Annotated in this window: 16 protein-coding genes and 1 riboswitch; of the genes, 11 read left to right on the forward strand and 5 right to left on the reverse strand. The window is 70.4% G+C overall.

What is annotated here, in order from left to right; translation table 11 throughout:
• Nucleotides 1–43 precede the first annotated feature (43 nt).
• The 4 genes from ACIQLD_RS09670 to ACIQLD_RS09685 all read left to right on the forward strand — a co-directional run bounded on the left by ACIQLD_RS09670 (nt 44) and on the right by ACIQLD_RS09685 (nt 2,833).
• The gene (locus tag ACIQLD_RS09670) at nt 44–604 is read left to right on the forward strand and encodes a ribosomal protein L7/L12 (RefSeq protein ID WP_402607781.1); all 561 of its coding nucleotides are present in this window, start codon (nt 44–46) and stop codon (nt 602–604) included.
• Between the two features lie 62 nt (nt 605–666).
• A complete protein-coding gene (locus tag ACIQLD_RS09675) occupies nt 667–1,305 on the forward strand; it encodes a bifunctional 4-hydroxy-2-oxoglutarate aldolase/2-dehydro-3-deoxy-phosphogluconate aldolase (RefSeq protein WP_402607783.1) in 639 nt (212 codons plus the stop codon).
• Between the two features lie 194 nt (nt 1,306–1,499).
• Nucleotides 1,500–2,087 (forward strand): ankyrin repeat domain-containing protein, encoded by a 588-nt coding sequence (locus tag ACIQLD_RS09680; protein WP_402607785.1) that lies wholly within the window; start codon nt 1,500–1,502, stop codon nt 2,085–2,087.
• Entirely contained in the window at nt 2,084–2,833 is a 750-nt protein-coding gene (locus ACIQLD_RS09685; RefSeq protein WP_402607787.1) for a sulfite exporter TauE/SafE family protein, read from the forward strand. Before ACIQLD_RS09680 ends, ACIQLD_RS09685 begins: the two co-directional genes overlap by 4 nt.
• A gap of 217 nt (nt 2,834–3,050) precedes the next feature.
• Here ACIQLD_RS09685 and ACIQLD_RS09690 read toward each other — a convergent pair whose 3' ends face one another.
• On the reverse strand, nt 3,051–3,881 hold the full coding sequence (locus ACIQLD_RS09690) for an NAD(P)-dependent oxidoreductase (RefSeq protein ID WP_021198290.1): 831 nt from the start codon (nt 3,879–3,881) through the stop codon (nt 3,051–3,053).
• Between the two features lie 47 nt (nt 3,882–3,928).
• Entirely contained in the window at nt 3,929–4,687 is a 759-nt protein-coding gene (locus ACIQLD_RS09695) for an SDR family NAD(P)-dependent oxidoreductase (protein ID WP_402607789.1), read from the reverse strand.
• A 244-nt stretch (nt 4,688–4,931) separates the two neighbouring features.
• Between ACIQLD_RS09695 and ACIQLD_RS09700 the strand changes: the two genes are divergently transcribed.
• From ACIQLD_RS09700 to ACIQLD_RS09725, 6 genes are all read left to right on the forward strand, one after another.
• A complete protein-coding gene (locus ACIQLD_RS09700; protein WP_402607791.1) occupies nt 4,932–5,306 on the forward strand; it encodes a hypothetical protein in 375 nt (124 codons plus the stop codon).
• A gap of 233 nt (nt 5,307–5,539) precedes the next feature.
• Nucleotides 5,540–6,016 (forward strand): hypothetical protein, encoded by a 477-nt coding sequence (locus tag ACIQLD_RS09705; protein ID WP_402607793.1) that lies wholly within the window; start codon nt 5,540–5,542, stop codon nt 6,014–6,016.
• The gene (locus tag ACIQLD_RS09710; protein WP_402607795.1) at nt 6,006–6,542 is read left to right on the forward strand and encodes a signal peptidase II; all 537 of its coding nucleotides are present in this window, start codon (nt 6,006–6,008) and stop codon (nt 6,540–6,542) included. Before ACIQLD_RS09705 ends, ACIQLD_RS09710 begins: the two co-directional genes overlap by 11 nt.
• Entirely contained in the window at nt 6,539–7,477 is a 939-nt protein-coding gene (locus tag ACIQLD_RS09715) for a cytochrome c oxidase assembly protein (RefSeq protein WP_402607797.1), read from the forward strand. The genes ACIQLD_RS09710 and ACIQLD_RS09715 overlap by 4 nt, the downstream gene beginning before the upstream one ends.
• Before the next feature lie 33 nt (nt 7,478–7,510).
• A complete protein-coding gene (locus ACIQLD_RS09720; protein ID WP_402607799.1) occupies nt 7,511–8,236 on the forward strand; it encodes a phosphotransferase in 726 nt (241 codons plus the stop codon).
• 2 nt (nt 8,237–8,238) lie between these two features.
• Nucleotides 8,239–8,592: a CHY zinc finger protein gene (locus ACIQLD_RS09725; RefSeq protein ID WP_402607801.1), complete on the forward strand. Its 354-nt coding sequence runs from the start codon at nt 8,239–8,241 to the stop codon at nt 8,590–8,592.
• A 34-nt stretch (nt 8,593–8,626) separates the two neighbouring features.
• On the opposite strand, the gene ACIQLD_RS09730 is transcribed toward ACIQLD_RS09725, so the two are convergent.
• The 3 genes from ACIQLD_RS09730 to ACIQLD_RS09740 form a co-directional block, all read right to left on the reverse strand.
• The gene (locus ACIQLD_RS09730; RefSeq protein ID WP_402608515.1) at nt 8,627–9,412 is read right to left on the reverse strand and encodes an energy-coupling factor transporter transmembrane component T family protein; all 786 of its coding nucleotides are present in this window, start codon (nt 9,410–9,412) and stop codon (nt 8,627–8,629) included.
• Nucleotides 9,413–9,414: 2 nt separating this feature from the next.
• Nucleotides 9,415–10,872 carry an ABC transporter ATP-binding protein gene (locus ACIQLD_RS09735; protein WP_402607803.1) on the reverse strand — a complete coding sequence of 486 codons (1,458 nt, stop codon included), beginning with the start codon at nt 10,870–10,872 and terminating at the stop codon, nt 9,415–9,417.
• Nucleotides 10,872–11,516 carry an ECF transporter S component gene (locus ACIQLD_RS09740; protein ID WP_402607805.1) on the reverse strand — a complete coding sequence of 215 codons (645 nt, stop codon included), beginning with the start codon at nt 11,514–11,516 and terminating at the stop codon, nt 10,872–10,874. The genes ACIQLD_RS09735 and ACIQLD_RS09740 overlap by 1 nt, the downstream gene beginning before the upstream one ends.
• Nucleotides 11,509–11,618: riboswitch (TPP riboswitch) on the reverse strand. It overlaps the preceding gene by 8 nt.
• A gap of 82 nt (nt 11,619–11,700) precedes the next feature.
• On the opposite strand from ACIQLD_RS09740, the gene ACIQLD_RS09745 reads away from it, so the two are divergent.
• Entirely contained in the window at nt 11,701–13,365 is a 1,665-nt protein-coding gene (locus ACIQLD_RS09745) for a D-alanyl-D-alanine carboxypeptidase (protein ID WP_402607807.1), read from the forward strand.
• The last annotated feature ends 48 nt before the right edge of the window (nt 13,366–13,413 follow it).

The following is a 13,413-nucleotide window of genomic DNA, read 5'->3' on the forward strand; positions in this document are numbered from 1 at the left end:
GAACGACCTGGGGCGGGCGATGACGCCTCCATAGACTGGGCCCATGGATGCCGTGCTGTGGATCATTGCGATCGTCGTCGGCCTGATCGTCGTCGTGGCGATCCTCGCCGTCGCGGTCCGCGGCATGCGCCCCAAGCTCCCGGAACCACAGGTGTTCACGCCGACGACCGCGACGTCGCACTCGGCGGCCGCATCATCCGCGACCACCAGCGCCTCCGGTCTGACTCCCGACGTGATCGCCGAGATCGACCGGCTCGTCGCAGCCGGGCAGAAGATCCACGCCATCAAGCTGTACCGCGACCACTCCGGCACAGGGCTCAAAGAGGCGAAGGACCGCATCGACCACTGGTCAGTGAGCACCACGGCCCCGCACACCGCAGCCGTGTCGAACACCACCGCCACGCACTCCGCGATCACCCCGACGGCGGCGACTCCGTCGTCGGTCCGCGCCCAGCTGCCGGCCTCGGTGGCGTCCGACATCGACAAGCTGGTCGCCGGCGGCGCCAAGATCGCCGCGATCAAGGCGCTCCGTGAGCACACGGGACTCGGACTCAAGGAGTCGAAGGATCTGATCGAGGCCTGGCCGCACACCCACGCATCCTGACCAACTTGTCGTTACAGGCTGCGCCCGCGAGAATGGACAAGCCCGCCCGATGAAGGAGCCCCATGCCCGACCGTCTCGACCGCGCCCGCACGACCGGCATCCTCGCCGTCCTCCGCGCCCCCTCCCCTGAGCTGGCCGTCGAAGCCTCGGAGGCGATCATCCGCGGCGGCGTCACCGGCATCGAGGTGACCTTCTCCACCCCCGACGCGCCCGCGGTGATCCGCGAGCTCATCGCCCGCCACGGCGATGCCGCCTACATCGGCGCCGGCACCGTGACCACCCCCGCACAGGCTCAGCAGGCAGCCGATGCGGGAGCCGAGTTCCTGGTCAGCCCCGGCACGCTGCCGCACCTCACCCGCAGCATGCTCGACACCGGCCGCGTCGTGATGACCGGCGCCATGACTCCCACCGAGGTCATGGGCGCGCTCGAGCTCGGTGTCGATGTCGTGAAGATCTTCCCGGCATCGCTCGGCGGCCCCTCCTACCTCGGCGCCCTGCGCGGCCCGTTCCCCGACGCGCCGCTCATGCCCACCGGCGGCGTGAACCCCGACAACCTCGCCGCCTGGTTCGCTGCCGGCGCGGTCGCGGTCGGTGCCGGCGGAGACCTGGCGAACGGCGCGTCGATCAAGACTCGCGACTGGGCCGACATCGAGCAGCGCGCCGTCCGGTTCGCCTCGGCGCTGACCGCTGCACGGGGCTGATCCCCACCCGGGAGTGACCGCCACGCGGGGCTGATCGCCCGACACCCGGCATCATTTGGTATACCGGACGCATGGGTGCCCGAAGGATGCTGTTCGTCGGCGCCGTCACGGCTGCACTGCTGACCACGACGGCGTGCTCGGCGGGCCTGCACCCGCCCGCGCCGCATTCTTCCTCGCCGACTCAGGAGGCCGCCATGACCGATGCCACCCGCGATCTGCTCGCCGCCGCTGAGGCCGGAGACGCCTCCGCCGTCGGGCACGCCCTGGATGCCGGCGCGGAGATCGAGGCGCGGGGATCCGGCGGCATGACGGCGCTGGTCGCGGCGACCAAGGCGAACCACGTCGACGCGGCCCGGGTCCTGATCGAGGCCGGGGCGGACGTGAACGCCAAGGACGACATCCAGGACTCCGCCTACCTCTACGCGGGCGCGCGCGGACATGACGAGATCCTCCGTCTGACCCTCGACAACGGCGCCGACCTGACCAGCACGAATCGCTTCGGCGGCACGGCGCTGATCCCCGCCTCGGAACGCGGGCACCTCTCGACCATCGAGATCCTGCTCGAAGCCGGCGTCGACCCGAACCACATCAATGACCTGAACTGGACGGCGCTGCACGAAGCGATCGTGCTCGGAGACGGATCCTCGACGTATGTCGACGTGGTGCGCACCCTGCTCGACGGCGGGGCCGACATCAGCATCCCCGACGGCGACGGCGTACTCCCGGTCGACCTCGCCTCGAGCCGCGGCTACGACGCGATCGTCGTCGAGCTCGAACGGTGATCGCACTCGACCCGTGGGCCTGGGCGGCGCTCGCCGTGGCCGCCGTGACGATCGGCATCTCGAAGACCGCCCTGCCCGGCGGCAGCATCCTGGCGATCGCGCTGTTCGCGGCCGTCCTGCCCGCACGCACCTCGACCGCCGCGACCCTGCTGCTCCTGATGGTCGGCGACCTGTTCGCCCTGTTCGCTTATCGCCGACACGCGCACTGGCCCACGCTGCTGCGGCTCGCCCCCGCGGTCATCGCGGGCCTGCTGCTCGGATTCGCCTTCCTCGCGCTCGCCGGCGACGGGGTGGTGCGCCGTGCGATCGGGGTGATCCTGCTGCTGATGATCGCCGTGACGCTGTGGCGCCGGTGGCGGCAGAGCAGAGCGGATGCCGTGGCAGCTCCCTCCAGTGGCGTCTTGCTCGCGGGCGCCTACGGCACGCTCGGCGGCTTCACGACCATGGTCGCGAACGCCGGTGGCCCCGTCATGTCGATGTACTTCCTGGCCACCCGCACCCCGGTGCAGGTGTTCCTCGGCACGTCCGCGTGGTTCTTCGCCATCATCAACGTGATCAAGGTGCCGTTCCTCGCCGGCCTCGGGCTCTTCGAGTCACCGGTTCTGCTGATGGATGCCGTGCTCGCCCCGCTCGTGGTGATCGGCGCGCTCCTCGGCCTGCGCGTCGCCCGCCGCATGAATCAGCGCGTGTTCGACCGCATCGTGATCGCGCTCACGATCATCGGTGCGGTCTACCTGCTGATCTGACCCCCCGCCCCTCCGGCTCCGGCTCCGGCTCCGACTCTGACCCCGCGAAAACGGAGACGAACCGGGTGAGGCGCGGCGCGGCGTGGCCCGACACGCGGTGCTGCAGACGGATGGTCTCCGTTTCGGCCTCGCGCTCAGGCCTCGCGCTCAGGCCTCGCGCTCAGGCCTTCGGGTTCGGCCTTCGGGTTCGGCCTTCGGATTCGGGGCGGCCGGGGGCTCAGTCGAGGAAGATGTCGGGGAAGAGAGCGCTGTCGGGGGTGCCGGGGATCGCAGCGTAGCCGGAGAAGTCGGTCACACCGTCGGCCTCGAGCACGTCCTCGACGATGAGCGTCTGCCCCGTGTACGACGCCGCGGGCTTGAGCAGCACGGCGTACGCGGCATCCGCATAGATGTCGGGCGTGCGGCTCGCAGCCATGACCTTGTCACCACCGAGGAGGTTCTGCACGGCCGCCGTCGCGATCGTGGTGCGCGGCCACAGGGTGTTGGCGGCGATCCCGTCGCGTGCGAACTCGGCGGCGAGTCCGAGGGTCGCCATGGTCATGCCGAACTTCGCGAGTGTGTATCCGGTGTGCGCGCCGAGCCACTTCGGGGTCGGGTTGAGGGGCGGCGACAGCGAGAGGATGTGCGGGTTCTCCGCGTCCTTCAGGATCGGCACCGCTGCGCGCGAGAGCATGAACGTGCCACGCACATTGACGTCCTGCATCAGGTCGTACTTCTTGGCGTTCAGGTCGAGCGAGCGCGAGAGGTCGATGACGCTGGCGTTGTTGATCACGATGTCGATGCCGCCGAACTCGCCCTGCGTCTTCATGACGGCTTCGGTGATGTCGTCGTCGTCGCGCACGTCACCGACGATCGGCAGGGCCTGACCACCCGCCGCACGGATCTGCTCGGCAGCGGTGTGGATGGTGCCCTCGAGCTTCGGATGCGGGGTGTCGGTCTTCGCGAGCATCGCGATGTTCGCACCGTCGGCGGCCGCCCGCAGCGCGATCGCGAGGCCGATGCCGCGGCTGCCGCCCGACATCAGGATGGTCTTGCCTGCAAGGGACATGGGTTCTCCTGGGTTCTTGATCGCGAAGGGGAATGGCAGACGCAGGGTCAGCGCGGCGCCATGCGGATGGCACCGTCGAGGCGGATGGTCTCGCCGTTGAGGTAGCCGTTCTCGACGATCTGCTGCACGAGCGCGGCGTACTCGTCGGGGCGTCCGAGGCGCGACGGGAACGGCACCTGCTGGCCGAGCGAGTCTTGAGCCGCCTGCGGAAGGCCCATCAGCATCGGGGTCTCCATGATGCCGGGAGCGATCGTGCACACGCGGATGCCGTAGCGGGCGAGCTCGCGTGCCACCGGGAGGGTCATGGCGTGCACGCCGCCTTTGGATGCGGAGTAGGCGGGCTGGCCGATCTGACCGTCGAACGCGGCGACGCTGGCGGTGTTGACGATGACGCCGCGCTCCTCATCGTGCAGCTCGTTCTTCGCGATCACGGCGGAGGCCTGCGAGATGACGTTGAACGTGCCGACGAGGTTGATGCGGATCACGCGCTCGAAGTCGGCGAGCACGGCCGGGTGGCCCTCGCGGTCGAGCACCTTGGCGGGCGGGGCGATGCCGGCGCAGTTCACGACCACGCGCAGCGGAGCGGCGGACTGCGCGGCTGCGACGGCCGCCTGCACCTCCTCGGCGTTCGTGACGTCGGCCGCGACGAACAGACCGCCGAGTTCGTCCGCGATCTCGGCTCCCTTCGACGAGGCGAGGTCGATGATCGTGACGTGAGCGCCCGCGGCGACGAGCCGGCGTGCCGTGGCGAGGCCGAGCCCCGAGGCTCCGCCGGTGACGAGTGCACCCTGTCCGCTGATCTGCATCTGATGTTCTCCTTCGAACGTCGTCGTGCGACATGCATTGATGGAACGCAGTCCCAGCCTACGTGGTTCTTGGTTTCACCACGAGCCGAGGTACGGCGTCGAGAGCGAGCCTACGACACCCGCCATCGCTCGGAGGAACGCGATAACCGGTGCAGGTAGGATCCGGAGAATGCGCCGCTCGCCCGGGATCGTCCGACCCGCAGGCGCCGTCGCACAGCCATTGATAATGCGGCTCATTACCACCGTGACCCTCGCACTCCTCTTGATCTTGGGCTTCACGGTGGTGGCCCACGGGCTGACGGACGGTAACGGCGCCGCGCCCTCTCTCGCCGCCACGGCCGTCGATGCCTTCGACCATGCGGCAGCCGCGGACCAGGAGCATGTCCCCGCCGCCGCTGCGGACATCGGGGCGAGCACCCTCGCCGGTGCCGCGCTGTGTGCACTCGGGGTGCTGTCTGCACTCGCCGTGCTGCTCCTGCGGACGCGTGCGACGCAACGACGTACGCCGATCACGCGACTCCGAGTCGGATCCGGCGCACGCTGTCGATCGTCCGCGTCGCACCTGCGTCCGCGTGTGACCGCGATCCCACTCCTCCAACTCGGTCTCTCCCGAACCTGATCCGCACCGGCCGCGCATGCACGGCCGCCTCCATCGCGCGTCGGCCTCCGCCGTCGACATCCCCGTCGACCTCCCGTGCCGACGCCCTGCGTCGACGTCGCGCATCGGCCGACCGCCGCGCGCACCCCCACCCGGATCCCGACACCCCTCACGATGCCGCGCCGTCTCTGCGCGGCATGATCCGAGACTCCGCCCTCTCGAACCTTCTGCTCGCACCCTCTCGAAGGAGACCCATGAACAGCCCCGTGGACAACGCCGATCCGCACCCTCCCGAACCACTGAGCCCCGAGACGAGACCGGGCATCCGGACGACTCGGCGCGCGGTGGGCGCGACCGTCATGGGGGCGGTGATCAGCGCCCTGACCCTGCTCGTCGCTGCTGAGTCGGCAGCCGCCCGCGTGCCGTACAGCGTCGTCGCCTCGGAAGCCGATACGCGCACGACGAGCCAGACGCCCGCGCCGGCGCCCTCCCCCACCCCCGCGCCGACCACCTCTCCCACACCTACCCCCACGCCCACCGCCGGGACGACGCACGAGCAGCAGAACGGCGAACGGAGAGTGCAGCGTGACGACCTCGGATTGCTCGGGGTCGTCTTCCTCGTCGGGATCGGCTTCATCCTCGCCCTCGGCGCGACCGGCGTGGTCTTCGCGGGGCGTGCGCGGCGTCGACGTGATCGGGCGACGCAGCCGGAGCCGTCCGATGAGACGTGAGAGCGTCCCGAGATACGCCGTCGCCTTCGTGATCGCCGGCCTGGTCGTCCTGATCGACCAGACCACCAAGGCCGCCGCGATCGCCGGGCTCAGCCTGACGCAACGGATACCCCTGCTGGGTGACGCGCTCGGCCTGCAGCTCGCCTACAACCCCGGGGCGGTGCTGTCGCTGGGCTCCGGGGCGACGTGGGTGCTGACCGTGGTGGGCGTGGGTGCCGTCGCCGTGCTGTTCGTCGTCGCGACCCGCGCACGCACGGAGTGGCGGGCCTGGGGGCTGGGCTTCATCCTCGGGGGCGCCATCGGAAACGTGCTGGACCGTCTGCTCGCTCCTCCCGGATTCGGTGTCGGTCACGTCACCGACTTCCTCGCGTACGGGAACTGGTTCATCGGGAACCTCGCCGACGTCGCGCTCGCGATCGGAGGCGTCGTCCTCGTCATCGGCATCTGGTTCCGTCACCGCGCGGAGACGCGGGACACGCAGCTTCCCGGTCGCCCGGACGGCTCGCGAGAGGGCACGAGCGGATGAACGACTGGATGCCGGACGCGCCACCGACGTTGTCCGACTTCGTCCTGCCGGCGCCGGGACCCTTCCCCGTCCTGCCCCTGGTGGCGGCCGTGCTGGCGGTCGCATACCTCGGCGGAGCGATCCGTCTGTGGCGGCAGCACCGCCGGTGGCCCGTCTGGCGCACGGTCGTGTTCCTCCTGGGCTGCCTCGCGCTCGCGGCGATCACCGGTCTCGGGGTCGAGGCGTACGGCTACGCGCTGATGTCGGTGTTCATGTTCCAGCAGCTCACGCTGATGATCGCGATCCCGCCGCTGCTGGTGCTCGGCTCACCGGGCACCCTGCTCCTGCGAGCCACACCACACCGCGGGCTGGGTACCGCCGTGCTGCATGCCGCGCACGGTGGACTCCGCAGCCGCGCCGCGCGAGGGATCCTGAGCCCGTGGATCGCCCTCCCGGTGTACCTGATCGCGTTCTACGGTCTGTATCTGGCCGGTCTCGCGGATCGGGTCCTCGCCGCTCCCGGCGGCCACATCGCCCTGGAGGTCGGGTTCCTCACCGTGGGCATCCTGTTCGCCATCCCCGTGCTGAGCTCCGACCCCCTCCCCGTGCGCCTCGGGCACGGCGGGCGGGCACTCGACGTCTTCGCCGAGGCCGCACTGCACGCGTTCTTCGGGGTCTTCCTGATGATGGCGACGACGATGCTCGTCGACCACTTCGTCGCACCGACCCTGGCCCTCGGGCTGGATCCGCTCGAGGACCAGCGTCTGGCGGGCGGTCTGGCATGGTCGTACGGCGAGGCGCCGACGCTGCTGATGCTCGTGTACGTCATGCATCGGTGGTTCCGTGACGACACCGCCCGCGCCGCCGCCGCCGATCGCTATGCCGATGCGCACGGCACGACCGAGCTCGACGCCTACAACGCCTACCTCGAACGTCTGCGCGACGAGCGCCGATGAACCGAGAACGTCGACGTCGGGCAGGATGGACGGATGAGCATCCCCTCCGCCTCACTCGACGTGCCGGCTCGGGTTCGCGAGCTCGCCCGCGGTGCCGCACTCGTGCCGGTCTGGCTCAACGGGATCGGCGGGCTCACGTTCCGCACCGACGACGGCCGGTACATCAAGTGGGGGCCGCTCGACGACGAGGCGAACATGCGCGACGAAGCCGAGCGCATGCGGTGGGCGCGCACCTGGATCGCGGTGCCCGAGGTGCTCGAACAGGGGCAGGACGACACGCACGAGTGGCTCGTCACCGTCGCGCTCGACGCGAGCAGTGCCGTCGACCCGCGCTGGGCCGACCAGCCCGAGACCGCGGTGCGGGCGGTGGGTGCGGGCCTGCGCGCGCTGCACGACGCCCTGCCTGTGGCCGAGTGCCCCTGGGAGTGGAGCACGCAGTGGCGGATCGCCAACGCTGCGGAACGAGGCACTGTCGTGTCGGAGGAGCTGCACCAGGCACCGCCGATCGACCGGCTGGTGGTGTGCCATGGCGATGCCTGCATGCCGAACACGCTTCTCGACGACGCCGGCCGTCCGACCGCTTTCGTCGATCTCGCGGCGCTCGGCGTCGCCGACCGCTGGGCCGACATCGCCGTGGCCTCGATGAGCACGATGTGGAACTTCGGATCCGGCTGGGAGGACACACTCATCGAGGCCTACGGGGTCGAGCCCGACCGCGTGCGCCTCGAGTACTACCGGCGGCTCTGGAACGAGTCCTGAGCGTGGCGCCTCCGTCCGCCGGCCGACCGCCGGTGTTCGGCCCGGTCATCGACGACATGACCCGGTGCGCGCACTACCGGGGCCCGACCGACATCATCGCGATCCGCTTCGCCTGCTGCGGCCACTACTACCCGTGCCACCGCTGCCATGAGGTGTCGGCGGGGCATCCGGCTGCGCAGTGGGCGCCCGAGCAGCACGACACCCGGGCGATCCTCTGCGGCGCATGCGGTCACGAGCTCACGATCAGCGAGTACTTCGCGGTGACGGCCTGCCCCCGGTGCACCGCCCTGTTCAACGAGCGATGCGCACTGCACCGGGAGCACTACTTCCAGATCGGAACCGGCGCCGGCAGTTGAGCCGAGAACTGAACCGCACGAAACCGCGGCCCGGTCAGCCCGTCGGCCCGATGATGAAGTTCCACTGTCCGGTGGCAACGGCCGCAGCGATCGCGACGCCGGAGATCGCGGCCCCGACGGCGAGGAGACCCCACTCCGCCGCGCCGAAGCGCGATTCGCGTGCCCAGGTGCGCGGACCGGGTGCGCCGAACCCGCGTGCTTCCATGGCGGTGGCGAGCTTGGCTCCGCGGCGGATCGACAGCACGAGCAGAGCGAAGGCCATGCCGAGAAATCGTCGGATGCGCCCGCGATCGGCGACGCCCCTGGCCCGGCGTGCGAGTTCGAGCGCTCGCCAATCGTCGAGGAAGAGGCCCACCATCCGGAGTCCGGCGAGCGCACCGAGCACGAACCGGGCCGGCAGCCGCAGGATCTGACCGAGACCGTCGGCAAGGTCGGTCGGGTCGACGGTGATGAACAGCACGACAGACGGCAGCGCGATCGCCAGCACGCGCAGCATCGTCGCGAGCGCGAGCGCGAGCGACCCCTCGCTGATGCGCAGCACGAACCAGTCCACGTAGACCACACCGCTGGTCTCGCCGTACAGCGCGATGGTCAGACCGGTCAGAGGCGCCGCGAGCCACACCGGCCAGGTACGCACCCAGAACTCGCGCCAGCCGATTCCGGCGAACAGGAACAGCACGAACTCGAGCACGAGGGCGACGGACGCCGACACCGGATCGAGTGTCAGGATCAGGGGCACCGCGATCAGTGCGCTCACCCCGAGCTTGGCGACCGGATTGACGCGGGCGATCGCCCCGGTGCGCGCGCGCGTGTCGAGCATGGTCACGCCGGACCCCCGAGCTCGAAGCGGGCGGCGTGCAGGGCCCGCGCGACCTCACCGTCGTGGGTGATCGTGACGACCGCGGAGCCTTCGTCACGAAGCGCCGCGAGCATCGCGACGAGCTCCGCCCAGGTGCGGGAGTCCTGCCCGAACGTCGGTTCATCGAGCATGAGCACGCGTGGCCGCGTCGCGATCGCGGCGGCGACCGTGAGACGGCGCTTCTCACCACCGGAGAGCGTGTACGGATTCGCGGCGGCGAGCGGCGTGAGCCGAAGCCTGGCGAGCAGCTCTTCGCTCCGGGCCGCGATCTCGTCCTCCGTCATGCCGAGGGCCCGCGGTCCTACTGCGAGCTCATCGCGCACGGTCTTCGCGAGCAGCTGGTGCTCGGGCTCCTGGAACACCATTCCTATTCGGGTCAGCAGATCGCGGGAGGTCCAGCGGATCGGCGACGGACCGGCACCGTCGGCGAGGGCGCTGGATGCGACGACCTCGCCTCTGGAGGGGACGAGGAGTCCGGCGAGGGTGAGACCGAGCGTGGACTTTCCCGTACCGTTGGGCCCGGTGATCGCGAGGGCCTCGCCCGCGTGCACCTCCAGATCGATGCCTGTCGCGACCGGATTGCCCTTGACCCGGGCGACGGAGAGCTCCCGTGCCGACAGCAGCGTCTCCCCCGCACGGCTCGCGGGGGGCGACGGCATCCGCGGAGGCCACCCCGGCACCCAGACGCCGTCCGTCGCGAGCCGGGATCCCTCACGCTGCAGCACCTCGCGCGGAGGGCCGTCGGCGACCACGCCCCCCGCACCGATCACGATCACACGAGTGATGAGCGGCAGCCAGACATCGAGGCGATGTTCCACGACGACGAGCGTCGCGGGCTGGGCCTCCAGCATCCGCTCCACCGCATCGCGAACCTCGATCACCCCCGCGGGGTCGAGATTCGCTGTCGGCTCGTCGAGCAGCACCAGACCCGGCCGCATCGCCAGCATCCCGGCGAGAGCGAGGCGCTGCTTCTGGCCACCGGAGAGGGCCTTGGTGGGGTGATCGAGCGGCACGTCGAGGCCCACCGCGTCCAGCGCCGCCGCGACACGCGTCCAGATCTCGGTCCGCGGCACTCCGAGGTTCTCGCAACCGAACGCGACGTCGTCGCCGGCCCGCGCCAGGATGACCTGCGAATCGGGGTCCTGGAGCACGAGCCCGGAACGGCCGCGCGTCGCCACGGCCGAAGCACCGTCGACGAGCAGGTCTCCCGCGCTCTCACCCTCTTCCTCACCGCCGAGCACGCCCGCGAGGCCGTGCAGCAACGTGGACTTGCCCGCGCCCGACGCGCCGAGCACCAGCACCCGCTCACCGGGCTCGATGCGGAATGAGACGTCGCGCAGAGCCCAGGCGATGCGACTTGCGTGACGCCACCCCCAGCCGCGCGCCTCGACGGCGGCCGGGACTGTCTGATCGACCGACATCAGACGCGGACGCGCGCCTCGCGCCCGGAGCCGAACCGATCGAGCGCACCCGTGGCGGCGATTCCGCGCGCCAGCACCCACGACAGCGCACCCGCGATGACGGCGCCCGAGATGACGGTGCTGACCAAGTAGATGATCGTGAAGGCGGGGCCGGAACCTGCGTACCAGAGCACGAGATTGTTGATACCGCCGGCAAGGGCGGCGCCCGCACCGGCGAGGATGGCGACCGGAAGCGACCAGCGACGGTAGAAGAAGAGCAGGAAGACCAGCTCGGCGCCGAGCCCCTGCACGAGACCGGCCTCGAGGGTGAGGAACCCGCCCCACTGGTTGCCGATGAGCGCCGAGACCACGGCCGCGAGCAGCTCGACGTAGATCGCCGCCCCCGCCTTGCGGATGATGAGTCCACCGAGCACGCCGGCGAAGAGCCACGGGCCGTCGAGGAGACCCTGGATGCCGGGAAGCAGGGGCTCGAGCAGGGCCTTCGGTCCGAGGTAGCCGACGTTCCAGGCCAAGAAGATCAGACCGGCGGCGACACCGATGACGCTGGCGACGACGATGTCGACGATCCGCCAGCGCAGATAGCTCCGGCCCGGGGTGTTCCCTGCCGTCTTCGCTGCGGCGGATGTGGACGTGGGCGTACTCATCTGAACTCCTCCCTGCGCTGGCATGACCCAGATCAGGTTCGACGGTCGAAGCGCGATTCGCTCCCTCTCAGCCCGGCTCGCCGGACTCCCGTGGTTGTGCTGAAGATCCTACCCGCTGGCGACACCCGCGTGGCGACAGTGCCGTGCGCCGCGGAACTCGCCCGGGATTGGGTACCGTAAACGAGTGACCGCTTCAGATCCCGCCGACGAGGCGACGGGCGTCGTCAGCGACGACGGCCCGGCGACCGCCGCCCCCTCCGGACCAGTCGATACTGCGACGGGCGGATCGGTGCTGACGGCCGAGCAGACATCGACGCACGCGCCGGAATCGATCGTCGCACCGGAGCCCGTGATCGCACCGGAACCGGTGCTCACCCCCGAACCGGCCGCTCCCCCTCTGACGAAGCCGCCGTTCGTCCCCCGCGAGCGTGTGACCCCTGAGACCTCCGACGAAGCCCTCGCGCTGCTGGATTCGACCGCACCCCAGTGGGCGGACGACACCGCCCCGGCCACAGCCCTGACCTGGGTGGACACCACGGCGGTCGCCGCGCACACCTCTGTCGCGACTCTCGATGAGACGTCGGAAGCCGAGCGCTCGAACGGCCTGCTGCGTGACGCCCGCCTTCGACCGGCCATCGCCCGTCCCGGCATCCTGGTCCCGCTCGCCACGCTGGTCGGCCTCGTCGCCGCGTACGCCGGGACCACGTTGCTGTGGCCGCTGCACGAGGTGCCACCCACGGTGCAGTCCGTCGAGTTCACGACCACTCCCGCTGCCGCCGCCACCGTCACCTGGCCGACCGAAGGTGCCGGCGCCGTCGGCATCGCGGGCATGACCACTGCGGCGTCCGTGCCCGACGCCGTGAGCATCGCCAGCATCACCAAGGTCGTGAGCAGCCTGATGGTGCTCGACCGCATGCCGCTGGCGGTCGGCGAGCAAGGGCCCGAGTTCTCCTTCACCCGCGCCGACAGCGTGAAGTACTGGGACTACCGGCGCAGCGACCAGTCCGCCCTCGACGTGCCGATCGGCGGCGTGCTGACGGAGTATCAGTTGCTGCAGGGAACCCTCATGGGGTCCGCGAACAACTACATCGACCGCCTCGCGACCGAGATTTGGGGTTCCGACCGCGAGTTCGCTCGGGCCGCCGAGGTGTGGCTGCGCGAACGTGGCCTCACCGGCATCACCGTCGTGACGCCGTCGGGCTTCGACGAGCGCAACGTGGCCACCCCCGAGGCACTGGTCACGCTCGGCGAGCGCGCGATGCAGAACCCGGTTTTCGCCGAGATCGTCGGCACCAAGTCGGTCGATCTGCCGGGCGCCGGCACGGTCGTCAACACGAACGGGATGCTCGACGATCCCGGCGTCGTCGGCATCAAGACCGGCACGCTCGTCGGCTGGAATCTGCTCACCGCCAAAGACGTGGTCATCGGCGACACAACCGTGCATCTCTTCGCCGCGGCGCTGAACCAGGCCGGCAACGAGCAGCGACTCGCTCTCACCCGTTCCCTGTTCACCGAAGCGGAAGCGGCGCTGGAGGCTCAGGCGCCCGCCGTAGCGAAGGACACCGTGGTCGGTCGGGTCACGACCCCCTGGGGCGAGAAGGTCGATGTCATCACCGAGTCGGACGCCGAGGTGGTGCTGTGGAACGGCGCGACCGCCACAGCCGCTGCGGCCTTCGACCTCGGCGACGCACGCGAGCAGGACGACGCGGTGGGCACACTGACCACGACCGGCCCGCTCAACACCGTCACGACGCCGCTGGTGCTGGCCGAAGATGTCGAGGGCCCGAGTCCCTGGTGGCGTCTGACCCACCCGCTCGAGTTGCTCGGCATCACCGCCGACCGCTCCTGACGCCCTCCGCGCCGACGCACACACGAGGACGCCCCACCCCGAGCGAGC

Source organism: Microbacterium sp. NPDC091662 (assembly GCF_044756705.1).
Taxonomy (GTDB): domain Bacteria; phylum Actinomycetota; class Actinomycetes; order Actinomycetales; family Microbacteriaceae; genus Microbacterium.

Bases quoted from the DNA above. Each gene is read 5' to 3' on its own strand.
- ACIQLD_RS09705 (WP_402607793.1), top strand. From the start codon at position 5,540: ATGAACAGCCCCGTGGACAACGCCGATCCGCACCCTCCCGAACCACTG.
- ACIQLD_RS09670 (WP_402607781.1), top strand. From the start codon at position 44: ATGGATGCCGTGCTGTGGATCATTGCGATCGTCGTCGGCCTGATCGTC.
- ACIQLD_RS09720 (WP_402607799.1), top strand. From the start codon at position 7,511: ATGAGCATCCCCTCCGCCTCACTCGACGTGCCGGCTCGGGTTCGCGAG.
- ACIQLD_RS09740 (WP_402607805.1), bottom strand. From the start codon at position 11,516: ATGAGTACGCCCACGTCCACATCCGCCGCAGCGAAGACGGCAGGGAAC.
- ACIQLD_RS09695 (WP_402607789.1), bottom strand. From the start codon at position 4,687: ATGCAGATCAGCGGACAGGGTGCACTCGTCACCGGCGGAGCCTCGGGG.
- ACIQLD_RS09715 (WP_402607797.1), top strand. From the start codon at position 6,539: ATGAACGACTGGATGCCGGACGCGCCACCGACGTTGTCCGACTTCGTC.
- ACIQLD_RS09710 (WP_402607795.1), top strand. From the start codon at position 6,006: ATGAGACGTGAGAGCGTCCCGAGATACGCCGTCGCCTTCGTGATCGCC.
- ACIQLD_RS09675 (WP_402607783.1), top strand. From the start codon at position 667: ATGCCCGACCGTCTCGACCGCGCCCGCACGACCGGCATCCTCGCCGTC.
- ACIQLD_RS09730 (WP_402608515.1), bottom strand. From the start codon at position 9,412: ATGCTCGACACGCGCGCGCGCACCGGGGCGATCGCCCGCGTCAATCCG.
- ACIQLD_RS09735 (WP_402607803.1), bottom strand. From the start codon at position 10,872: ATGTCGGTCGATCAGACAGTCCCGGCCGCCGTCGAGGCGCGCGGCTGG.
- ACIQLD_RS09690 (WP_021198290.1), bottom strand. From the start codon at position 3,881: ATGTCCCTTGCAGGCAAGACCATCCTGATGTCGGGCGGCAGCCGCGGC.
- ACIQLD_RS09680 (WP_402607785.1), top strand. From the start codon at position 1,500: ATGACCGATGCCACCCGCGATCTGCTCGCCGCCGCTGAGGCCGGAGAC.